Source organism: Vreelandella boliviensis LC1 (genome assembly GCF_000236035.1).
In the GTDB taxonomy this organism is placed as follows: Bacteria; Pseudomonadota; Gammaproteobacteria; order Pseudomonadales; family Halomonadaceae; genus Vreelandella; species Vreelandella boliviensis.
In genome coordinates, this window is record NZ_JH393259.1 from 458,721 (window position 1) to 481,238 (window position 22,518).

General features: G+C 54.9%; 16 protein-coding genes. 6 read left to right on the forward strand and 10 right to left on the reverse strand.

Annotated features, from left to right (window positions below):
- Together KUC_RS16580 and KUC_RS16585 are read right to left on the reverse strand one after the other, a co-directional pair.
- Positions 1-3,092, reverse strand: a 3,092-nt coding sequence (locus KUC_RS16580; protein WP_244264830.1) for an ATP-binding protein, incomplete at its 3' end; no start/stop codon positions are given.
- 27 nt (positions 3,093-3,119) lie between these two features.
- The gene (locus tag KUC_RS16585) at positions 3,120-3,803 is read right to left on the reverse strand and encodes a MiaE family protein (RefSeq protein WP_040481309.1); all 684 of its coding nucleotides are present in this window, start codon (positions 3,801-3,803) and stop codon (positions 3,120-3,122) included.
- A gap of 560 nt (positions 3,804-4,363) precedes the next feature.
- On the opposite strand from KUC_RS16585, the gene acnB reads away from it, so the two are divergent.
- From acnB to KUC_RS16600, 3 genes are all read left to right on the forward strand, one after another.
- Positions 4,364-6,967 carry a bifunctional aconitate hydratase 2/2-methylisocitrate dehydratase gene (gene acnB, locus KUC_RS16590; RefSeq protein ID WP_007114393.1) on the forward strand — a complete coding sequence of 868 codons (2,604 nt, stop codon included), beginning with the start codon at positions 4,364-4,366 and terminating at the stop codon, positions 6,965-6,967.
- 189 nt (positions 6,968-7,156) lie between these two features.
- Complete coding sequence (gene rraA, locus KUC_RS16595; protein ID WP_007114394.1) at positions 7,157-7,654, forward strand: ribonuclease E activity regulator RraA; 498 nt, start codon at positions 7,157-7,159, stop codon at positions 7,652-7,654.
- A gap of 41 nt (positions 7,655-7,695) precedes the next feature.
- Positions 7,696-9,639 (forward strand): glycerophosphodiester phosphodiesterase family protein, encoded by a 1,944-nt coding sequence (locus KUC_RS16600; protein WP_007114395.1) that lies wholly within the window; start codon positions 7,696-7,698, stop codon positions 9,637-9,639.
- Positions 9,640-9,647: 8 nt separating this feature from the next.
- Here KUC_RS16600 and ggt read toward each other — a convergent pair whose 3' ends face one another.
- Together ggt and ppsA are read right to left on the reverse strand one after the other, a co-directional pair.
- Positions 9,648-11,438, reverse strand: a complete 1,791-nt coding sequence (ggt, locus tag KUC_RS16605; protein WP_007114396.1) for a gamma-glutamyltransferase — start codon at positions 11,436-11,438, stop codon at positions 9,648-9,650.
- A gap of 111 nt (positions 11,439-11,549) precedes the next feature.
- On the reverse strand, positions 11,550-13,925 hold the full coding sequence (gene ppsA, locus KUC_RS16610; protein ID WP_040481410.1) for a phosphoenolpyruvate synthase: 2,376 nt from the start codon (positions 13,923-13,925) through the stop codon (positions 11,550-11,552).
- Positions 13,926-14,200: 275 nt separating this feature from the next.
- Between ppsA and ppsR the strand changes: the two genes are divergently transcribed.
- On the forward strand, positions 14,201-15,034 hold the full coding sequence (gene ppsR, locus KUC_RS16615; RefSeq protein ID WP_040481311.1) for a posphoenolpyruvate synthetase regulatory kinase/phosphorylase PpsR: 834 nt from the start codon (positions 14,201-14,203) through the stop codon (positions 15,032-15,034).
- A 119-nt stretch (positions 15,035-15,153) separates the two neighbouring features.
- On the opposite strand, the gene KUC_RS16620 is transcribed toward ppsR, so the two are convergent.
- The 4 genes from KUC_RS16620 to KUC_RS16635 all read right to left on the reverse strand — a co-directional run bounded on the left by KUC_RS16620 (position 15,154) and on the right by KUC_RS16635 (position 18,083).
- Complete coding sequence (locus KUC_RS16620) at positions 15,154-15,732, reverse strand: hypoxanthine-guanine phosphoribosyltransferase (RefSeq protein ID WP_007114399.1); 579 nt, start codon at positions 15,730-15,732, stop codon at positions 15,154-15,156.
- Positions 15,733-15,781: 49 nt separating this feature from the next.
- On the reverse strand, positions 15,782-16,813 hold the full coding sequence (nagZ, locus tag KUC_RS16625) for a beta-N-acetylhexosaminidase (protein ID WP_007114400.1): 1,032 nt from the start codon (positions 16,811-16,813) through the stop codon (positions 15,782-15,784).
- Positions 16,814-16,876: 63 nt separating this feature from the next.
- Positions 16,877-17,413, reverse strand: coding sequence for a L,D-transpeptidase (locus KUC_RS16630; RefSeq protein WP_040481315.1), 537 nt, complete (start codon positions 17,411-17,413; stop codon positions 16,877-16,879).
- The gene (locus tag KUC_RS16635) at positions 17,391-18,083 is read right to left on the reverse strand and encodes a TetR/AcrR family transcriptional regulator (protein ID WP_007114402.1); all 693 of its coding nucleotides are present in this window, start codon (positions 18,081-18,083) and stop codon (positions 17,391-17,393) included. Before KUC_RS16635 ends, KUC_RS16630 begins: the two co-directional genes overlap by 23 nt.
- Before the next feature lie 267 nt (positions 18,084-18,350).
- Between KUC_RS16635 and lexA the strand changes: the two genes are divergently transcribed.
- A complete protein-coding gene (gene lexA / locus KUC_RS16640; protein ID WP_040481316.1) occupies positions 18,351-19,031 on the forward strand; it encodes a transcriptional repressor LexA in 681 nt (226 codons plus the stop codon).
- A gap of 8 nt (positions 19,032-19,039) precedes the next feature.
- Here lexA and KUC_RS16645 read toward each other — a convergent pair whose 3' ends face one another.
- Positions 19,040-19,711 (reverse strand): energy-coupling factor ABC transporter permease, encoded by a 672-nt coding sequence (locus KUC_RS16645; protein WP_007114404.1) that lies wholly within the window; start codon positions 19,709-19,711, stop codon positions 19,040-19,042.
- 34 nt (positions 19,712-19,745) lie between these two features.
- Positions 19,746-20,600, reverse strand: a complete 855-nt coding sequence (gene purU / locus KUC_RS16650; RefSeq protein WP_007114405.1) for a formyltetrahydrofolate deformylase — start codon at positions 20,598-20,600, stop codon at positions 19,746-19,748.
- 230 nt (positions 20,601-20,830) lie between these two features.
- Here purU and KUC_RS16655 point away from each other — a divergent pair, with 230 nt between their 5' ends.
- Positions 20,831-22,441, forward strand: a complete 1,611-nt coding sequence (locus tag KUC_RS16655; RefSeq protein ID WP_007114406.1) for a ribonuclease J — start codon at positions 20,831-20,833, stop codon at positions 22,439-22,441.
- Positions 22,442-22,518 lie beyond the last annotated feature (77 nt).

Consider the following 22,518-nt stretch of genomic DNA (forward strand, 5'->3'; position numbering starts at 1 on the left):
TGCACATTGAGCGGATCGATTTCATCTAAATGGTCATGAGCCTGCTGAATGCGACCAGCCCAATACTCACAATTGGCACGGGCATAATCGGCCAAACGACGATAGCGAGGATCTTCAAGACGCGCGGCGATATCAGCAAGCGTCGAAGCCAGTGCGAAGGCATCTGCATGGGCATAGCGCTGGCTACGACCCACCCAAAGCCCCCATTTAACCAGGAATATCTGCTCTAGATCTTCTGGGTCTTCCAGTCTATCGGCACCCGATTCACGCAGCAGCTCCCTCGCACGTACAAAGCTTTCGTGAGCAGTTGGGGAACCGTGGCCTTCTAACGAGAACGCCGCCTGGCCACGCACGGTGAGTAAACTCACCTCACGCTCAATCTCATGTTCAACATGGCGCAGGCTCGCCAAACCGAAATCAGCCATACGTAGCGCGGTTCGGTTGGCGCTCACCTTGAGCGCTTCACGGGCGGCCAGTTCGAAATAGCGTGCGCCACGGGCATAGTGACCGCTACGGCGCAGATGGGTGGCAAAATCGCCGGGGTGGCGACTAATCCACACCGGGAAGCGCTCCTCGATTAAGGTCACTACTTGTTGGTGCAGCTTGACGCGTACATCACGCGGACAGGAAAGATAGGCCGCTTCTTGCAGCAGCTGATGGCTAAACTGATATTCGTTCTCACCGCTCTCTTTATCGACCGGCTCGACAATCTCCAGTACACGCATATGTTCGAGCGCTTGATTCAGCCGCCCTGTTTCCCAGCCACTGCACTCCTGTAGGAAATCCAACCGGAAGCGCTTACCTAACACTGCTGCCACATGGGCAATTTCTCGATCGCTTTCCAGTTGATCAATACGGCTGGCCAATAGGCCCAGCAGCCCTTTAGGCAGTTCGTCGAACTGGACACTGCGGCCTTCGCGACGATCCATATCCAAACGGCGACAAATCTCCTGCATATAGAGCGGTACACCATCGCAGCGCTCAATAATCTGGTTGCGTAGCCGTGGGCTCAAATGAATGCGGTAGCGCCGTGACAGCTGTGACAATAGCCGTGAGGACTGCAGCGGATCCAGATTTCCTAAACTAATTTGCTGATCCCAATGCAGTTTCACCGGCAGCAGCTCGCGACCATGATGGCTGGCCACCAGCATAAAGGCAGTATTGATGGGCAAGCGTGCCTGTAGCCCGGCGAGCACTTTAAAGGAAGGCTCATCCAGCCACTGGAGATCGTCGACCATCAGCACCAGGGTATGTGTAGTCGCTTGGCGCTCGATTAAGCGGTGCAGGAACATCACCACCAGCTCAACGGCTTCACCGCTTTGGGCAAGCTGGGTAATCTCCTGAACTTCGTGCAACCCAAGCGCCTCTTCCAGCAGTTGCTGACGCTCGGGCGTAAGCTGATCAAACTCAAGCGTTGCCTGAAGCGCGTGAATTGCCTCGACGGTCAGCGGCTGTTTGAGATACCAGCCCACCAGCGTGCGGGCAACCCCGTAGGGATCGAGCACCGACAGCCGCGTGGTGGGCTGCCAGCAAATAGCCGCATCGCGGCTAAGTTCTAACTGGCGAAATCCGACCATCAGCGCTGATTTGCCCATACCCGATGCGCCGCGCACCAGAACGCTTTGACGCAAGCCAATACCTGCTCGCGCCAGCGCATCGCGCAGGGTACGCAGCGAGGTTTCACGCCCAACCAGGCTAGGCGGCAGCGCATCGCGGCCGCCTTCATTTTGGCCTAACACCAGCGCACGCAAACGTACGCGGCCGTCACTAGCCACCAAGCGCGATACCAGCCGAGGCTGTAGATCAAGCGCTGGCGGCATATGCTGGCTGGCCTCTTGTGAGATAACCAGCTCACTGCCTTCGGCCGCACTCATTAATTCCAGAGAGGTTTGGGTGACTTGCCCAAGGGGATCGGCCAACTGCCGCTCGGGCAGGTAGACAACGCGCCCACTGTGCAAACCAGCCGCCAGTTCAAACTGCGGCACTTCGTCTTCGCCAGACCAGTGACGGGCGCTCTCTTGGGGAAGCGCCTGACGGCAGTGTTCATAGAGCGCCACTAACTCAGCTAACTGGTGAGCAGGCCCATGGGTACCGAAACACGCCAACCCTAAGCCGCCGGTGGCGCCAGGCAACCAGAAGCCACCCAAGTGATGGCACTGCTGCTCTAACCAACGCAGCAACTCTAATTGCAGAGTGAGGCAGTGTCTGGTCGCGGCTCGGGCCTGCCACTCCCCTTTTAAGCGCAGCCGGATAGCCATCACAGAAAGCTGGCGCAGCTCAATTTCATCTTCACGCAGTGGCTTGCTGTCCGCCGCCAGCGCGCGAGAAAAAGCACCTTGGGGACTCATCATGCGGGGGTCGTGGTGACCGTCAGACCAGTAGCTCGCCAACTGTAAGAAGCTGGGTTCAGGCTGCTGACCTGACAGCGCCAGTAACTGCAAGTAGCTATTATACTGCTCGTGAGCGGCGGCCAATTGGTTCTGCTCGGCAAGCTGGCGCACCAGACGCTCATGAAAGGGGCCGTAGCCTGAAAAACGACTCACCAAGGTTTCCAGAATCAAATCCGGCACATCGCTGTGAGCGTCGAGCACCTGTTCAGCAAAACGGATGACGCGCTGACGCCACTCATTGCGTACCTGGACTAGCCAGCGCTGAAATTCACTACAGCTCGCCAATTGAAGCTCTTCAATCAGATCGCCTTGGTAGCAGGCCATCAGCGCTTCAAGCGTATCTAAGTCGCGTGGCCCTTCGAGCAGCTGCTGCAGCGTATGCAGGTCGACTTTCCAATGAGCAGGAAGCTGAAAGGCAATCGTTTGCCGGGAGACACTCAACACTTGGTCGGCACTCTCACCTAACGACTGGCGCAAACAGTGCAGCGCGTGACGCAGGTTAGTTCGACCAGAAGATAATCCCTGGTCGGGCCACAGTAGTTCGGCCAGCGCGGCCCGGTTAACCGGCTGTCGGTGCAGCAGCAGATAAACGAGCAGCGCCTTCACTTTGTCGTAACTAAAGTGAGTTAAGACGTCTTCGCCCTGGGTAAGCGAAAAGTGGCCGAAGAGAGTTAACTGATCTGTTTCACGAGCATCGCGCATGATAAACATCCTGCCGGGCTAAGTGGCTTAAGCTGGCACACCGCTATGAAAACGAAAAGCCGTATCGGTCGAAGTAATCAGCTCCGCTTCACGCGCTACAAAAAAAGCAATCCGCTCATCAATTGAGTCCGATGTTTGTTGGCGAGCCAGTAACAGATAGTCCTCAAAATGACGACCTTCTGACTTCACCAGGGTGCGATAAAACTTGGCAAGCTCTTCGTCTAAATAAGGAATTAAGCAAGCGAATCGTTCACAGCTACGCGCTTCAATAAGCGCGCCGATAATTAATACATCGACCAGCCGCTCCGGGTCGTTGCTGCGCAAGTGCCGCCTAAGGCCTTCTGCATAGCGTGAAGCGGTTAAGTGCTGGTAGGCAACACCGCGTGCCTCCATGAGCGCGACCACCTGTTCGAAATGCAGCAACTCCTCCCGAGCTAATTGCGACATTTTGCTTAGCAAAAGTGGCTGATCAACGTAGCGATAGAGCAAGCTCATTGCGGTAGAAGCGGCTTTTTTTTCACACTGCGCATGGTCAATCAGCAGCGTTTTTGGGTTTTCGAGCGCCCACTGCAGCCACGCTTCAGGGGTTGCACAGGCCAAAAACTGGTGCAGACTTTCCGGCAATAGATCATCCGCTTTCACTGCGTGATCAGCCGTTTGCAAAGCACTCGTTTGCACAGAAGGCTGTGACATACCAGGTTGTATCAACATAACACCACCACCAAGCTTATATCTCACTATTGTACAACATATAAGCGCGCAAGGCGCTTATAGTTCCCTGTTGCATTGCGTTCTTTATATCTTGCATCGACTATCACTAATGTAGCTGCGCGCTTAAAAATGCTCCACACACTTTTATTCAACACGCTTACATGAGTACCACAGCAGTAGGATGGTTCTAAGGTTTTAAAGTGAGGGCTATGCTAACGCGCTATAACGACAATGACACCCGCACAGCCGGAGGTTCGCTTTTAAATGGAAAAAAATTTCCATGATTATTAGCCAATTGGCTAATAAAATGCGCTTTTTTGATTCGTTTAAATCGTGGCATCAACATAAAGTACAAGAGCCGTCTCGGCTTGCCAGCTTAACATTGTCGACAGTTTGCCGTAGAATCTTAGCCATCCAACCACACGCTGTTTGTCAAGCGTCTGTCATATGTGATCGGCCTCACTACCTAACACGGCATGACCCACACCGTGCAACTTGGAGGCCGTCACCATAAGATTAATGAGAACGTCAAATGAGAACGTCAATGAGAGGGCCCCAACGTGCTTGAAGCTTACCGCCAACATGTCGAGGAACGTGCCGCTGAGGGCGTCCCGCCCAAACCCCTAACCGCCGAACAAGTAGCCTCACTGGTTGAGCTACTGAAAACACCACCGGCCGGTGAAGAGGAGTTTATCCTTGATTTAATCACCAACCGCGTACCGCCTGGCGTTGACGAAGCCGCTTATGTAAAAGCAGGCTTACTCACCGCTATTGCCAAAGGTGAAGCAAGCTCTCCGCTGATCGACAAGATTCACGCCGTTAAGCTTCTTGGCACCATGCAAGGTGGCTACAACATCGTTTCAATGGTGGAGCTACTCGATAACGAGGAACTTGCCCGCGAAGTAGGTGAGCAGCTGAAGCACACCCTGCTGATGTTCGATGCTTTTCACGATGTGGAAAGCCGCGCCAAGAACGGCAACAGCGTTGCTAAAGAGGTTATCCAATCCTGGGCAGACGCCGAGTGGTTCTTATCTAAACCGGCACTCGCTGAAAAAATCACTCTCAGCGTGTTTAAAGTACCTGGCGAAACCAATACCGATGACCTGTCTCCCGCACCGGATGCCTGGTCACGCCCGGATATTCCGCTCCACGCCAATGCCATGCTCAAAAACGAGCGTGACGGCATTGAGCCTGTAACTCCAGGCACCACGGGCCCGCTTAAGCAGATCGAAGACGTTAAAGCCAAAGGTTTCCCGGTTGTATATGTAGGCGACGTGGTAGGCACCGGTTCATCGCGCAAGTCAGCCACCAACTCCGTGCTATGGTTCTTCGGCGACGATATCCCCTACGCCCCCAACAAGCGCGCTGGCGGTTTCTGCTTTGGTAGCAAAATTGCGCCTATCTTCTTTAACACCATGGAAGATTCGGGTGCCCTACCGGTTGAGATGGACGTCACCAACCTGAATATGGGCGATGTCATCGATGTTTACCCCTATGCAGGTAAAGTGTGCAAACACGATAGCGATGATGTCATCACTACTTTTGAGCTTAAAACGCAGCTGATCCTGGATGAAGTACGCGCTGGCGGCCGTATTCCCCTGATCATTGGCCGCGGGTTAACCGGCAAGGCGCGTGAGTCACTGGGCCTACCCACCTCTGACGTTTTCCGGCTACCTGATCAACCCAAAGATACCGGTAAAGGTTTTACTTTAGCGCAGAAAATGGTCGGTAAAGCGTGTGGGTTGGATGGCGTTCGCCCCGGCATGTACTGCGAACCCAAGATGACTACCGTTGGCTCACAAGACACCACCGGGCCTATGACCCGTGATGAGTTGAAAGACCTTGCTTGCCTGGGCTTTCAGGCAGACTTGGTCATGCAGTCGTTCTGTCATACTGCCGCTTATCCGAAGCCGGTGGATGTGGATACCCACCACACCCTGCCTGACTTCATCATGAACCGTGGCGGTGTTTCGCTGCGCCCCGGTGACGGTATCATTCACAGCTGGCTGAACCGCATGCTGCTGCCCGATACCGTGGGTACCGGCGGCGACTCGCACACCCGCTTCCCCCTCGGCATCTCATTCCCGGCCGGCTCCGGCCTAGTCGCGTTTGCTGCTGCCACCGGCGTCATGCCGCTGGACATGCCGGAGTCGGTGCTGGTTCGCTTTAAGGGCAAGCGTCAGCCTGGCGTAACGCTGCGCGACCTGGTTCACGCCATTCCGCTCTACGCCATCAAGCAAGGCTTGCTGACCGTTGATAAATCCAACAAGAAAAACGCCTTCTCCGGGCGCGTGTTGGAAATTGAAGGTCTCGAAGACTTAACCGTCGAGCAAGCTTTTGAGCTTTCTGATGCGTCCGCCGAGCGCTCCGCCGCTGGCTGTACCATTACCCTGTCAGAAGAGAGCGTTACCGAGTACTTGAAGTCCAACATTACTCTATTGAAGTGGATGATGGGCAACGGTTACGGCGACGAGCGCACCATTAGCCGTCGTATTGAAGGCATGGAAGCGTGGCTGGCCAACCCTAGCCTGATGCGTGCCGACCAAGACGCCGAGTACACCGAAGTTATCGAAATTGATCTGGCTGAAATTAAAGAACCGGTTCTGTGTGCGCCGAACGACCCCGACGATGCGCGCTTGCTATCTGAAGTAGCAGGCCAGAAAATCGACGAAGTCTTTATCGGTTCATGCATGACCAACATCGGCCACTTCCGGGCTGCTGGCAAACTGCTTGAGAAGCAGCCCGCCGGTAGCTTAAAAACCCGGTTGTGGCTGGCACCACCGACGAAAATGGATCAGCATCAGCTGACCGAAGAGGGCTACTACGGTATTTACGGCCGTGCCGGTGCCCGCATGGAGATGCCGGGTTGTTCACTGTGTATGGGTAACCAGGCCCGCGTTGCCGCTAAGAGCACCGTGGTGTCTACGTCTACACGTAACTTCCCGAACCGCCTGGGTGATGGTGCCAATGTGTACCTCGCCTCTGCGGAACTGGCGGCCGTTGCCGCAGTAGAAGGACGCCTACCCAGTGTTGAAGAGTATCAACGCTATATGGGTGAGTTTGACGCCATGGCGGGCGAGATTTATCGCTATATGAACTTTCACGAAATTGAGGAGTATCAAAAGATCGCCTCAAACGTGATTCCGGTCGCTCAAGAAGCCTAACGTTTGTTAAGCGTTTGAGATAGACCGCCCCATCGCCGATGCTCGCACCATCACAGAAGATGTGACATGTTACATTTTCTGAGTCGATGACCGAACGCCCCGCCACTGTTTTACAGGGCGGGGCGTTTTTTTTATGCACTACCTTATCTAGTCAGCTAGGATACCAATAGCTTTTACCTTTAGGAGCATATGATGACGAATTCGATTGATATAGTGACGCCTGATCTATGCGATGCGCATCCAGAGGTCGCAGTACTTGACCCGCTGTTTGCTAATTTTGGTGGGCTTGAAGCCTTCTACGGCCCCATTCGTACAATAAAGTGCTTTGAAGATAATTCCATGGTTAAACAAGCTGTCACCGAGCCGGGTAACGGCGCTGTGCTGGTGGTTGATGCGGGTGGCTCGCACCGCTGCGCCATGTTGGGTGATATGCTCGCTGAGCAGGCCGTCGCCAACGGCTGGGCGGGAGTCGTTATGTACGGCTGCGTACGCGATGTGGATATACTCGCCGCCCTACCCATTGGCGTTCAGGCATTGGGCAGCCACCCGCGCAAAAGCGAAAAACGCGGCGAAGGACAGCGCGATATCGACGTCACCTTTGCCGGTGTCACTCTTCAGCCCGGCCAGTGGCTGTATGCAGATAACAACGGCATTATTGTTGCTGATCATGAGCTTCCGCTTTCTTAATAACAGCTCTGTATTAAAGAAATTTGTCTTAAAAGAGCCCCTTGCCAGGTATAGAGGATACTGCCACCCTGGTGGCTCATTCTTACCGTTTAATGACGATGCAGCCTTTGACCTATCTTGGCTCTGCCTTACTGCGCACATTGCGCGATCATCTTCGCCCACTGATCGCCTATCACCTATTTTTCACCCTGCTCGCCTCAGCCTTGCTGCTGCCAGCGATCACCCGGGTAATTCATGGGCTATTAGCCCAACTCAACCGCACCGTCGTCACCAACGATGAATTGATTGCACTGCTCTTTAGCCCGCTGGGATTGGCAGGCATGCTGGTTGGGCTTGGGTTCGCTTTTCTGATTATTTACTGGCAGCAGGCGGGCATGCTGCAGGTGGCCGTCAGACCCCGCGATAACCACTACCGGCTCGCCCTCGAAGCACTCTGGCTAAGCACTCGTCGGCTGCCCGCCCTGGCGGGTCTTGTCATACTCCAAGTTGGCACACACTTATTATTACTCGCGCCCTTTATGATCGGCCTCGCATGGCTTTACGACTTCTGGCTGAGTGGCATAGACCCTTACTATCTCCAGCGTGTGCGTCCCCCCGCACTGTGGTATTTCATTGCTTGCGCACTACCGCTGATTATAGCCTGGGTATGGGCAGCATCATGGCTCTACCTGCGCTGGCTTTTGGCGCTACCCTTTGTTGCACTGGAAAGCAGTAACCCCTGGCAGGCACTTAAACGAAGCGTCAGCTTAACCCGTGGCTGGCGCCGTTCCATTGGCGCTGCAGTACTTCTGCTATTGGTGCTGATTATTAGTCTGCCGCTGCTGGTTACACTGCTGTTTGACCGGCTATTTACGCCGCTACTGTGGTGGTTACCAGAGCATAATGCCGTGCTTATCCCAGCGATGCTCGCGTACTTAATCGGCTATGTGCTGGTTACCCTGGCCACTACATTTGTCGGCATTGCCGCCAATGCACTGCTTTCCGCCTGTCTATATATGCAATTGGCTCACCGAGAAACTCGCCCAGCGCCTCCTCCAGAGGGCATCAATGCGGGCAAGCTGGCCTGGGCGGTAGAACTCAGCGTACTGATTTTTGCCGGCCTTCAAGCATGGTGGATACTCAATAGCTTTGAGATCCGTGACAATGTTGCAGTGATTGCCCACCGCGGCAGTTCCATGGTCGCGCCTGAAAACACCCTTGCCGCGTTAGAACAGTCACTGATTGATGGTGCTGACTATATCGAAATTGACGTGCGTTTGAGCAATGACCAACAGGTAATGCTCTACCACGACCGCAGTATGGCGCGGCTAACTGGCGACAACCGCGAGTTTGGCGAGCTAACCAGAGACCAACTTAGCCAATTCGATGTGGGAAGCTGGTTTGGCGATGCTTTTCAAGGCGAGCACATTCCAGGCTTGGATGAAGCACTCGAAAAAGTACGCGGAAAAGCAGGATTAATGATCGACATTAAGCCCCTGCCAGGCCAAGAGGAGGCATTAGCCGATGCTGTTATTGATGCCTTAAATGCTGAGAGCGACGTGCGCTATCGTTGCTGGGCGACCCAACAAAGCGCATTCGATGGCTATGCAGCTTGCGGCTTTCCCAATGCGCTGTTAGCCATGCGTATGGCAACCATGTCGCCTTCATTACTTAAGCATATCAAAGCCCAAGCGCCTGAGCTGCGCGTTACCTTACTGGCCCAGCTTATACTGCCCGGCACACTCAATCGGCGCGACTTTGACGCATTAGGACTGCGGCATAACCGCATCACGGAAGGGGAAATTCAATTAGCGCGACTGTATGGCTACGAAATACACGCCTGGACCGTCAATGATAGAGCCCGAATGTCGACGCTGATTGACCTGGGTGTCGATGCCATCATCACCGACTACCCAGATCGTTTAACCAAACTTATTCAAGACCGGCGCGCATTAAGCGACGGGGCGCTGATGTTGGTGAAGTTGCGCAACTGGCTTCGCCAATAGGCACTCACTTAGTCGCCCATTACCACACCTTCGCGACGCGGGTCAGCGCCGCCAAACAGGGTGCCATCGTTAAGCCGCATAATGGCCTGAAGCCCGCTGGTTAACTCCCGCTCGCTTACCGTGTGGCCGCGCTCGCGCAGTGATTCGATGGTGGCCTCAGGAAAACGGCCCTCTTCCACATAGACATCCCCGCCCAGCGTAATGGCATGGGGAAGATTGAGCGCTTCCTGAGCACTCAACCCCCAGTCACGTAGCGCTACTAGCGTACGGGCAGTGTAATGGATAATGGCGGCGCCACCCGGTGAGCCCAAGCTAGCCACTAGCTCGCCACTCTCTTGATCAAATACCAGCGTCGGGCTCATGCTGGAACGTGGCCGCTTGCCGGGTTCTACTCGGTTCGCCACGGGAACACCATCCACTTCAGGCACAAATGAGAAATCGGTAAGTTCGTTATTGAGTAGGAACCCACCCGACAAACCAGTGCCACCATCGGACATAATCCGCGAGCCAAACGCCTGTTCAATAGTGGTGGTCATGGCCACCGCGTTACCCTCCTCATCCACAATGCTGATGTGGCTGGTACCGTACTCGGGCTGCTCGGGCTGGCTAGCCCAGCTAACGGCAAGTTCGCCGGGATTACCCGGTTCAGCGCTATCGCCCATGCTCATATCTTCGATAAGTACGCTGCGCTGCTCCAGATACCCGGGGGCCAGCATTAGTGACCAGTCGCCGCCCGGCGCCTCGACAAAGTCGGGGTCAGCGATGTAACGACCACGGTCAGCAAATGCCAAGCGCGAGGCTTCTAAAAACTGGTGCAGCCACCCGCTGCTTGAGGCGCCATCATCTAACGGGGCTTCCAGTAGCGGCTGTTGGTCAAGCATACCCAAAATTTGCATCACGGTAAGGTGACCGGATGAGGGCGGTGGGAAACCGCACACCTTCCACTGCTGCCAAGGTGTGCACAACGGTTCACGGTTAACGGCTTCATAGCCGCTCATATCCTCAAGCGTCATAGCGCCTGGACGCTCTGGGTGGTTCTGAACCCGCTCAACAATGTCTTCAGCCACTGTGCCTTCATGCAGGGCAGCGCTGCCTTGCTCTGCTACACGGCGAAAAACGGCTGCCAAGGCAGGGTTTTTGAGCGTTTCGCCAACCGCAATTGGCTCACCTTCTGAATCATAATAGAGCTGACTCGCTAACGGGGCTTGGCGCAGGAATTCATCGCCTGCCAAGCTAGCATGCAACCGATTGCTAACCGCGAACCCCTCCTCAGCCAGGGTAATTGCCGGGGTGAATAGCGCTTCCCAAGCCAGCGCACCATGCTCAGCGTGGGCCTTCTCAAGCATACGCAGCGTGCCCGGCACCCCCACGGAGAGGCCGCTAACCACCGCTTCGTTAAACGCTAGCGGTTCGCCATCTTGCATAAATAGCTCAGCATTGATCCCTTGGGGCGCCGTTTCACGGCCATCATAGGCGCGCACCTCATCGCCATCGTAATGCATCAAAAAAGCACCGCCGCCGATACCGCTGGACTGGGGCTCTACTAAGTTAAGCACCATCTGTACCGCAATAGCCGCATCAATGGCATTACCACCGGCTTTAAGTACTTGGTACCCGGCATCGGTGGCTAAGGGGTTGGCCGCAGCCACCGCAAACGATTCCACCGCCCAGCCGGGTTTCTCTTCATAGCCAGACTCGCTTTCAGGAGAAATGGAGGGTGCCTCATAGCTAAACCCCCAGCTATATAACGGCGCTACCAGCAGAATAGGTAGCGCAAACTTAACCGACTTTGGTGACATCTCAACGCTCTCCGTGACAAGTTAAAAAAAACACTCCAAAAGGGTAGCCTATTAAAACATCAACGCCCGGCACAATGGCCGGGCGTAAGGTAAAGGTTGAGGTGGACTCGATTACTCGATTTTTTGCCCTGCCAGCATAAACCAGGTTTCCAGTACTGCATCAGGGTTGAGTGATACAGAGTCAATGCCCTGCTCCATCAACCATTTAGCCAGATCGGGGTGGTCTGACGGCCCCTGACCACAAATACCGACATACTTGCCCTTCGCTTTACACGCTTGAATCGCCATGGCGAGAAGCTTTTTAACCGCCCCATTCCGTTCATCAAACAGGTGCGCCACGATGCCCGAGTCACGATCCAAACCTAGCGTTAGCTGGGTCAGATCATTAGAGCCAATCGAGAAACCATCAAAGTACTCGAGGAACTCATCGGCCAGCAGCGCATTGGCGGGCAGCTCGCACATCATAATCACTTTAAGCCCAGTGGGACCGCCTCGCTCCAGCCCATTGGCCGCCAGCAGCTCTACCACCTCACGTGCTTCGTCGGTGGTGCGCACAAAGGGCACCATGATTTCGATGTTCTCGAAACCCATCTCTTCACGAACCCGCTTCAGAGCACGGCACTCGAGCTCAAAGCAGGGCCGGAACGCCTCTGAAATGTAGCGCGATGCACCCCGGAAACCCAGCATGGGGTTCTCTTCGCCCGGCTCATAGAGCTTGCCGCCAATCAAGTTTTCGTATTCATTTGATTTAAAGTCTGACAGCCGCACGATGACACGCTGGGGATGGAACGCAGCCGCCAACGTAGAGATACCCTCTACCAGTTTATCCACATAGAAACTGACGGGGTCGGTATAGCCCGCGGTACGTAAATCGATCACCTGCTGTAGATCCACCGGCAGCGTGTCGTACTCCAGCAGCGCTTTAGGATGGACGCCGATCATGCGGTTAATGATAAATTCGAGACGCGCCAAGCCAACCCCTGCGTGGGGCAAACTGGCAAAGCCAAAGGCGCGATCGGGATTGCCCACATTCATCATAATTTTAAAGGGGATTTCCGGCATTGCATCGACACTGGAGACTTTGCAATCAAACTCCAATAAGCCTGCATAGACGTTGCCGGTATCACCTTCCGCGCAAGAGACCGTAACGTCGATACCCTCTTTTAACTGGGTAGTCGCATCGCCACAGCCTACCACTGCGGGGATGCCAAGCTCCCTGGCGATGATCGCTGCGTGACAAGTACGCCCGCCGCGATTGGTGACGATCGCAGAGGCTTTCTTCATGATTGGCTCCCAATCCGGGTCGGTCATATCGGTGACCAGGATATCGCCATCATGGATCTTATCCATGTCGTCAGGGCTGAGCACGACTTTGACGGTGCCCCGACCAATGCGCTGACCAATCGCTCGGCCGGTTATTAAGGTGCGGCCCTTTTCACGCAGCTGGAAACGCTCAAGCTTCCCGCCCTCCTGCTGGGAGACCACCGTTTCAGGGCGCGCCTGGACGATATACAGCTCACCGTCATCTCCATCCAATGCCCACTCAATGTCCATGGGTCGCTGGTAGTGCTGCTCGATAGTCATCGCCTGACGGGCCAGATCCATCACTTGCTGATCATTGATACAGAAACGGCCGCGGTCATTATGGGGTACATCGACGGTTTCCACCGATTTACCGGCGCTGGCATCTTGGCCGTAAACCATCTTGATCAGCTTGGAACCTAAGTTACGGCGCAATACCGCCGGACGCCCTGCTGCCAGGGTCGGTTTGTGCACATAGAACTCGTCAGGGTTAACGGCGCCCTGTACCACGGTTTCACCCAAGCCCCAGGAGCCAGTGACAAACACGGCATCTTTAAAGCCGGACTCGGTATCCAGGGTAAACATGACGCCTGCCGCGCCTGTCTCAGAGCGCACCATCTTCTGCACGCCTGCCGACAAGGCGACATTTTCGTGGGCGTAGCCGCGGTGCACACGGTAGGAGATCGCGCGATCGTTAAACAGTGAGGCAAAGACCTCGTGCACCGCACGCTTGATATTGTCGAAACCTTCGATATTCAGGAAGGTTTCCTGTTGGCCCGCAAAAGAGGCATCGGGTAGGTCTTCGGCGGTCGCTGAGCTGCGCACGGCCACTTTTAGTTGAGGGTGCTGTTGCTGCAGCTGCCCGTAGGCATCACGCAGGGCTGCTTCAAAAGTGGGAGGCAGTGGCGTATCGATGATCCATTGGCGAATAGTGCGGCCCGCCTCGGCCAGCGCCTTGACATCGTCAACATCCAGGCGAGCCAGGGTGGCATTAATTCGCTCGTTTAACCCTTCGTGGGAGAGAAATTCACGATAAGCGTGGGCGGTAGTGGCAAAACCGCCAGGTACCGTTACGCCAGCACCGGACAGGTTAGAAATCATTTCACCTAGCGAGGCGTTTTTACCACCTACGCGTTCGACGTCCGCCATGCCCAGCTGATCGAACCACAGAATGTACTCTTCCACGTAACCCCCTCGCTCATAGATATCGGCATGGCCACTGATATAGGCATAAACGCCGCGGGCCATGGATAATTGACTTAGCTACCCTAGCACCGCGCCAATATATTCGCCATTGGTCTAATAGCGAAGGGAGTGGAGGATTTTTACAACAGCAGGGCTTTTTGGGCTATTTATGTAGTCAGTCGCATTCAACGCCAAAATAACAACCGATGATGACACGTTGTGCTGGCAAACGGCTCGGCTCACAATAGCCGGATCGCTCACCAGTGGATTTCATTATGAAACGTACGGCTTTTTTTATTTCAGATGGCACCGGCATCACGGCGGAAAGTTTAGGACGTAGCTTGCTGGCCCAGTTCAGCGATGTTGAGATCGATATGCAGACCAAGCCCTATATCGATACGCTGGAAAAAGCTCAGGCGTTAGCCGCGGTGATTGAAACAACGGCCAACCGCGACGGGCACCGCCCAATCATTATTGACACCATTGTGGATCAACAAATCCGCGACGTCATTCGTCAGGCATCCGGATTTAAAGTCGATATCTTTTCAACCTTTCTGAAGCCCTTGGAGCAAGAGCTAGAGACGCACTCTTCATACAGCGTTGGGCGTACTCACTCGATTGGCAGCGATGATGTCTATATGGATCGCATTCACTCCGTACACTTCGCGCTGGATAATGATGACGGTGCACGCACCCACCAATACGATAAAGCAGATATCATTCTGGTCGGCGTCTCGCGCTGTGGCAAAACACCTACCTCGCTTTATTTGGCGCTGCAGTTTGGCATTCGGGCTGCTAACTATCCGCTGACAGAAGACGATTTAGACGAAGATGGCATGCTCAAGCTACCCAAGGCACTCTCACCCCATCGGCAAAAGCTGTTTGGCTTAACCATCGATGCGCGACGCCTGTCAGCGATTCGCAACGAGAGACGCCCCAATAGCCGCTATAGCTCGATGGATCAGTGCCTGCAAGAAGTTGAGCAGGCAGAATCACTCTACCGTACTATGCACATTCCCTTCATTGACGCGACGCGCTTCTCGGTTGAGGAAATTTCGACACGGATGATTGCGGAAACCGGCTTAGCGAGGCGTTTCTCGCCCCGCTAATGCAAAAAAAGGTTATTAATTTTGGCGCTCTGCACATGTCGGTGTCGAGGGCAGATTTCCGCCCCGACCCACAGTCAAGATATTTGTAAAGGGAGTTACTTGCAGCTCCTGCAGCCCTTTTACATTCCTTTGGGAGCAAAAATACCCGGCGCGTTGCGCCAGTAGCCTTTGTAGTCCATGCCAAAGCCAAACACGTAGCGGTCGGCAACTTCTAGGCTGCAGTAGTCGGCTTTCAAACCGGGCACTGCTTTACGGTTGTGCTGTTTATCGACCAGCACTGCCGTGGTGACGCTGGCGGCCTGGGCTTCTTCGCAGTAAGCCAAAATGGCCGCCAGCGTGGCACCCTCATCCAGTATATCGTCAACAATCACTACGTGACGGCCCGCCATTGGCACTTCAGGTGAAACGCGCCAGAAGAGCTCGCCGCCGCGCAGCTCGTTGCGATAGCGAGTGGCATGCAGATAATCGACTTCCAGCGGAAAGCCCAAACGGGTAAGCAGGTGCCCTGTGGTAATCAAGCCCCCATTCATCACGCAGTAAAATACCGGCAGTTTATCGCCTAAATCTCGGGTGATCGCTTCCGCCATACGATCAAGCGCCCGCTCTACCTCTTGCTGGGAAATTAGGCAGTCGGCGTTATCCATCAATTCGCGCATCGAGTCCAACGACTCTAATGCCTCTTTATCCAACTTTGACATCTACCAACTCCAGGGCGGGTTAAAAGCTTCATTTATTCGAGCAAGGGGTTTATTCAGCACTGGGCTTCGGCTGATCAGCTAGCGCTTCCAGCTTAGCATGGGCACGACGCCAACGGCCCAGCGCACTCAGTGCATCCAGGTCTGGCCGCGCACGGCTATAGCGAAGTTTGGCGGGCCGTTTGGTATTGATCCCTTGGCACGCTTGCATAACTTCGAGCGCAGCAGGTCGGTCATTACATACCAACAGCATATCGCAGCCTGCTGCTAATGCTGCCTGGGCACGCGCCTTGGGCTCACCTGCTTCGTGAGCGCCCGCCATACTCAGATCATCAGAAAAAACGCAGCCTTTGAAGCCTAGCGATTCCCGTAGCATGCCCAGCCAAGTGGGTGAAAATCCCGCTGGGCGCGTATCGAAAGCGCTATAAATAACGTGCGCAGGCATAACCCCATCCAGCTGTGAGGCTAACTGGGTAAAGGGCACAAGATCATGCTGTTTAATCACGTCTAGCGGGCGGTCATCGACCGGTAGCGCAACGTGGGAGTCCGCCGCAACGCCGCCATGACCGGGGAAATGCTTACCTACAGCGGCCATACCGGCATCGTGAAGCCCTTGAATAAAGGCGCTGCCCAGTTGGGCCACGTGCAGGGGATCACTACTAAAACTACGGTCACCTATAACACTGGATAGGCCGCTCTCAACATCCAATACTGGAGCGAAGCTTAGATCCAGCCCGCAGGCGGCCATCTCCATCCCCAACAACCAACCGGCATCTTTGGCTAATGCCAGCCCCTCTTCCGGGGTAGTGCGATAGCACTCGCCAATACGCGCCATGGCAGGTAGGCGTGTTAACCCTTCTTTAATACGCTGAACGCGACCGCCCTCTTGATCCACGGCGAGCAGTAAATCAGCACGCACGCGGCGAATATCGCTGCAGAGCTGGCGAACCTGATAGCCATTCTCGACATTGCGGGCAAATAGAATAACACCCCCGACCGTCGGTTCTAGCAGCAAGCGTTTTTCAGCAGCCGTCAATTTTGGGCCTTCAAGGTCAAGCATGACCGGGCCTAACGGTTGAGTCATCGTGATAGGTCCATGAAAAGGGCCGATGATTCTAGACGATCGTCTCGCGGTGTCAAAATCTGACTAATCAAAGCATTGTCGGCCACCGTGCAACCAAACCGGAGTGCCTGGCAACGCTAGCGAAAAGATATATAGCAAGTCACTATTACGTAAACGGATACAGCCGTGGGACGCAGCAACCCCCATGGGCTCGGCAGGCGGCGTACCGTGCAGGTAAATATAGCGCCGTTGTGAGTCCACCTGACCACCGCGGTTGACGCCCTTTTCTAACCCGCAAAGCCATAGGATACGGGTCAAAATCCAGTCACGCTGTGGATGAGCTTCGGCTAGCGCGGGTGAAAACGTCTCGCCCGTCCAGCGACGGCCTCGAAATACCGCATCTTCAGGCATATCACCACCAATGGCGGCTCGCACATAGTGCCAGCCGTGGGGTGTTTTACCACTACCATTGCGCTCCCCGCTTCCGGCGGCAGCGGATGAAATCGCACACTCATGGAGCACTTTCGGCCCTCGCCAACAGCGCAGCAGTTGTTGGGTGGTATCAATCTCCAGCCAGATGTTCTCAGTCGGAGGTAACTCAGCTAGCGTAGGCGTTCGCATGTTTTCCTTCTTCTGGTTTGCCTTCTTCAAGGGCCAGCGGTAGCGGCGCATTCATGGCAGCCACGACTACCGGGAGTAACCGTCTTACCAAATCACGCACAGATACCTGTTCGTGATAATCCTTCTCCGCGATATCGCGCAGTGCGTCGAGGCCAGACAGGGTAAATATTACCGTGCCAAGCATAAAGTGTAGCCGCCAAAAGCGCTCTGCGTCAGGTAGGTCCGGCGTTGCTTTACGCACAAGCTCGGTGAAGCGGGTAAACACATCGCCATACTCTTGCTGGATATGGCGCCTGAGATGCCCCTGCGCTTGGCTGTAAGCGAGGCCGAGCAAGCGCATAAACACCTTTAAACTATTGCGTTCGGCGGGCACAGCAAGAACGGTCGTGGCCATGGTTTCGAGCAATGTTTCAAGCGGGATAACGCGTCCAGCGTGTTGACCTTCCAGCTCATCCAGCGCGGTATGAAAACGCTGAGTAAAAGGATCCAGATAGCGAGAAAAAACGGCCTGGATCAGAGCTTTTTTGGAGCCAAAATGGTAATTAACAGCGGCTAAGTTAACGCGCGCTTTGCTAGTGATGTTGCGCAGCGAAGTTTCGGCAAAACCCCGCTCTGCAAACAGCACCTCTGCAGTGTCGAGTATACGGGTCACCGTATCAGATTGAGCCATGTCACTCTCCAGGGAAACAGGTGTTTAAAACATAGCAAAATACTATGCCATAATTTTGACGGGCTCAACGCTTGATTTATTGACAAAATGTGGCTGGTTAAATAAGTAGAAACTTAGTTTCAAACGATTAGGAAAATTGTATAGACATCGCTGATAGGCACTGACAAGCCATATACTGGACAGAGGAACATACTGTATACTTAAACACTTATTGATTAAGTCGACATTTAACTTGTTACTGTCTATTCACTATTTATGGAGTCTGGCATGTCGCGTCCGCTAACCGCTCGCCAACAGCACGTGTTTGATTTTATCGTTAAGACTATGGGCGAATTTGGCTACCCTCCTACACGCGCCGAGATTGCCAAAGCACTTGGTTTCCGCTCCCCCAATGCGGCTGAAGAGCACCTACGCGCGCTGGAACGCAAAGGCGTTATTCGCATTATCCGCAACACCTCTCGCGGCATCCGTCTGCCCAACCAGGAACCTCAAGAAGCCCTGGATAGCGCAGTCACCACGTTACCTGCAGCCAACGTTGAGACGCTGCCGACTGGCCTACCCGTGATCGGCGAAGTGGCCGCTGGCAGCCCCATTTTGGCCGCTGAACATATTGACCGCTACTGCCCGCTGCCAGCCGAGTACTTTACGCCCAAAGCCGATTATCTGCTGCGCGTGCGCGGCCTTTCAATGAAGGATATTGGCATTTTGGAAGGTGACTTATTGGCAGTTCATCGCACCGACCGGGTTCGCGATGGCCAGATCGTGGTTGCCCGCCTGGACGATGAAGTAACGGTTAAACGCTTCAAACGCCAGGGGCACCAAGTGACGCTATTTGCAGAGAACCCTGACTTTGCGCCAATTGAAATCGACCTACGATTTCAGCCTCTCGACATCGAAGGTGTCGGCGTGGGTGTGATTCGGGGCGGCAACGGTCAGGCACTCGGCTAGTATCCGCACTACTGCAAGTCGATATAGCGGTGGTCATTGAAGGTGGCTACCCAGTCAGGATGATAGACCAGCAGAATACTCAGCAGCATGCCTGTTATAAATGCCTCGGAAGGCATCAGCAGAGGCAAGAAGCGCGCATACTCTTGGGCTAAGTAGATCGCTTCAGGGTCAGTCCCTGCGACGATGATCAGCAGCACCGCCGCCAGCCCTCCCCCCAGCGTTGCCAGCGCCGCGCCGAAAAAGCCGCAGGCAAACAGAAAGACCATCAAATTATCCGGAAGGCGGCGATCTACCAGCCGCCATACCGTACCAATGACGGCCGCCGGGACTATCCCGGTAACCAGCACGTTTGCCCCTAACAACATCCACTCGTTGCGACCAATGACCACCATGGTGATATTAACCAGTACGTTGCTGATCAGCGCTAATGGCGCTTTAAAAACGAGTGTCATTAATACTGTGAAAACAAGGTGCAGCGTTAGCCAATCAACCGCCTGCGCACGAAGCTGCCACATCAGCATCACCGCCAGCGTGGCACCCAGCCAGCGGTGCTGAAGCGCCGTATCGGCTATCAACACCTGCCAGGGCCGCCCCCAAAGCGCCCATGCGATCACTACTAACGAGAGTAGCCAGGTGAGCAGCAGCGCCCAGGGCGCTAATACACTTTGCGCGAACGACATGGCGGCCTCTCAGGTTGATGGTGTTAGGGAGCCTTTAGCTAAAGACCACTGTCTTATTGCCGTGCACCAGCACGCGGTCTTCTAAGTGCCAACGCAAACCGCGAGCGAGCACCGCCTTCTCTACATCACGGCCAAAGCGGACTAGATCAGTGGGCGTATGACAGTGGCTAACGCGATGAATATCCTGCTCGATGATCGGGCCTGCGTCGAGTTCCTCTGTCACATAGTGGCAGGTAGCCCCGATCAGCTTAACGCCCCGCTGGTAAGCCTGGTGGTAGGGCTTTGCCCCAGCAAAAGAGGGCAAAAAGCTGTGATGAATATTGATCACTCGTCCCGCATAGCGCGCGCACAGCTCGGGGGGCAGAATTTGCATATAGCGCGCCAGCACCACGCAGTCCGCACGGGCGCTGTCAATTTCGGCCTGTACCTTGGCAAACGACGCTTGCTTATTGTCAGGGTCGACCGGTACATGGTGGTAAGGAATGCCGTACCACTCGGTCAGCGAACGCATATCGTCATGATTGGAGATAACCCCAACAATATCGCAATCCAGCTCACCTGCCTGCCAGCGATAAAGTAGATCGACCAAGCAGTGTGACTCCCGCGACACCATCAGTACTACGCGCCGACGTTGCTGGGTATCCACCAGTGACCACTGCATATTGAATTCGCTGGCTACTGGCGCAAACGCCTCGCGCAGCGCTTCTACGGACATACCTACCGAATCCGCCAGAATTTCATAACGCATAAAAAAGCAGCCGGTTTCTAAATCAGAGTGCTGGCTGGCTTCGGTAATAGAGCCGCCCTGCTGGGCAATAAAACTCGAGACCCGTGCAACAATCCCCACCCGGTCAGGACAGGAAACCACTAAACGATAATAATGAGACATGTGAGCTACTCTTGACCTATTTCTAAGGTAATTATGACAAACCAGCGGCTTAGGCTGCATATTGTATCGGAAGGCCAAGGATGATTGTTAGCCGCCCCTGCCTTCCCGTATAGTTAAGTCACTACTTTTTAGGTTTTTCATAACAGATGCATTCACCACGCGTTCAAATTCGTCCCCGTCGTCGTCCACCGCTGCGCATCTTGCCGCTGGGGGGATGCGGTGAGATTGGAATGAATCTAACGCTATACGGCTATGACGATCATTGGATAGCTGTGGACTGCGGCATGATGATCCGCCAGGATCTTCCCAACTCGCCTTTGCAAGTGCCCAATCTCAATACGCCGAAAGCATTAGGCATCGTGCCCAAAGCGCTATTTATCACCCATGGCCATGAAGACCACATTGGTGCGGTTGCCTGGCTCTGGCCGATGTGGAACTGCCCCATTTACGCCACTCCGCTGGCGGCAGGCCTGTTGCGGCTAAAGTTTGCCGAGCATCAGCTTAGCAGCGCGGCTATCCACGTCATTGAACCTGGCGAGGCGCTGGAAAGCGGGCCGTTCACGCTGCGCTATTTGCTGTTAACCCACTCGATCCCAGAAAGCTGTGCGTTGATGATGATCGCCGGTGGCTACCGTGTCTTGCATACCGGTGACTGGAAACTCGACCCTGAACCGATCATCGGCACGCCGATCAGCGCGGCCCACTTCAAGGCGCTTGCACCAGTTGACTTAGTCGTGGGCGACTCCACCAACGCTCCTATGCCCGGCCACTCTGGCAGCGAAGGGGATGTCGCCCGGGCGTTGGCAAAAACCCTTAGCAATTGCCAGGGGCGCGTGGTGATCTCCTGCTTTGCCAGCAATCTTGCCCGGGTGTTAGCGATAGGACGCGCGGCGCATCGATGTGGCCGTCGTATCAGCTTAATGGGGCGCTCCATGGAGCGCATGGTCAGCGTCGCGCGTGGCTTAGGCTATATGGATGATCTGCCACCGCTGGTGCCCAACCACGACCTTGGCTACCTGCCTCGGGATGAAGTGGTGATTATCGCCACCGGCAGTCAGGGCGAGTCCCGCGCCGCACTTCAGCGTCTCACCCAGGGCCGTCACCCCTATGTGGATCTTCAGCCGGGCGATAACGTCATCTTCTCGGCCAAAGCCATTCCCGGCAATGAGCGCCCCATCGAACAGCTTAAAAAGCGTTTGGCGCATCTCGGTGTCAGCATCTATGACGAGTTCAATCACCCTGAATTGCACGCCACAGGGCATCCTGCTCAGGATGAGCTGATCAAACTCTATCAATGGGTTAGGCCCAAGCATCTTATGCCGGTGCATGGCGAAGCACGCCATCAGCAGGCCCACCAGGCCATCGCCAACCAGCTGGGCATTAGCGCCCCACTGACGCCGGTAAACGGCGATATGATCAATTTTGATAGCCACGGGTTGCACTGTGAAACACGCTACCCGCAGCCGCCCTGCATTGTCAGCCAGAACAGCGTGGTGCCCCACCCCGGTCTTGAGGTGAATGACGTCAATAAGGCCCGTCGCGGCAGCTTGTATCTTGCGCTGCCGGTGACCGCGACTGACACTGGCTGGGCACGGATTGGCCGCTTGATGTTGGATGCCTCAGGGGCCAGCCCGCTGGATGAAGATAGCTTTAGCGATTGGTTGGATGATCAGCTTGAGGAGATTGCAGCTGAGACGCTTGCCGACTTGCGTCAGGCACTGCAGCCGCGGTTGGTTCACTGGCTGGCGGAGCATATGCAGCACCTGCCCGACGTGCACCTACAGATTATGGCCGCCGAAATGCCCGAATCTGCTGCGTATGAAAGCGCCGCAAACCGTTAGAGCCGCATCATTGCAACGAATGCAGCGACGCGGCAATCTCAACCAGCGGTGGCGCCTAACCCCGAGATTGCTTCACT

Coding starts and splice junctions, on each gene's coding strand:
- ppsR (WP_040481311.1), top strand. CDS start 14,201: ATGAAACGTACGGCTTTTTTTATTTCAGATGGCACCGGCATCACGGCG.
- KUC_RS16620 (WP_007114399.1), bottom strand. CDS start 15,732: ATGTCAAAGTTGGATAAAGAGGCATTAGAGTCGTTGGACTCGATGCGC.
- KUC_RS16635 (WP_007114402.1), bottom strand. CDS start 18,083: ATGGCTCAATCTGATACGGTGACCCGTATACTCGACACTGCAGAGGTG.
- KUC_RS16630 (WP_040481315.1), bottom strand. CDS start 17,413: ATGCGAACGCCTACGCTAGCTGAGTTACCTCCGACTGAGAACATCTGG.
- KUC_RS16655 (WP_007114406.1), top strand. CDS start 20,831: ATGAATCTAACGCTATACGGCTATGACGATCATTGGATAGCTGTGGAC.
- KUC_RS16585 (WP_040481309.1), bottom strand. CDS start 3,803: ATGTTGATACAACCTGGTATGTCACAGCCTTCTGTGCAAACGAGTGCT.
- nagZ (WP_007114400.1), bottom strand. CDS start 16,813: ATGACTCAACCGTTAGGCCCGGTCATGCTTGACCTTGAAGGCCCAAAA.
- rraA (WP_007114394.1), top strand. CDS start 7,157: ATGATGACGAATTCGATTGATATAGTGACGCCTGATCTATGCGATGCG.
- purU (WP_007114405.1), bottom strand. CDS start 20,600: ATGTCTCATTATTATCGTTTAGTGGTTTCCTGTCCTGACCGGGTGGGG.
- lexA (WP_040481316.1), top strand. CDS start 18,351: ATGTCGCGTCCGCTAACCGCTCGCCAACAGCACGTGTTTGATTTTATC.
- ggt (WP_007114396.1), bottom strand. CDS start 11,438: ATGTCACCAAAGTCGGTTAAGTTTGCGCTACCTATTCTGCTGGTAGCG.
- KUC_RS16645 (WP_007114404.1), bottom strand. CDS start 19,711: ATGTCGTTCGCGCAAAGTGTATTAGCGCCCTGGGCGCTGCTGCTCACC.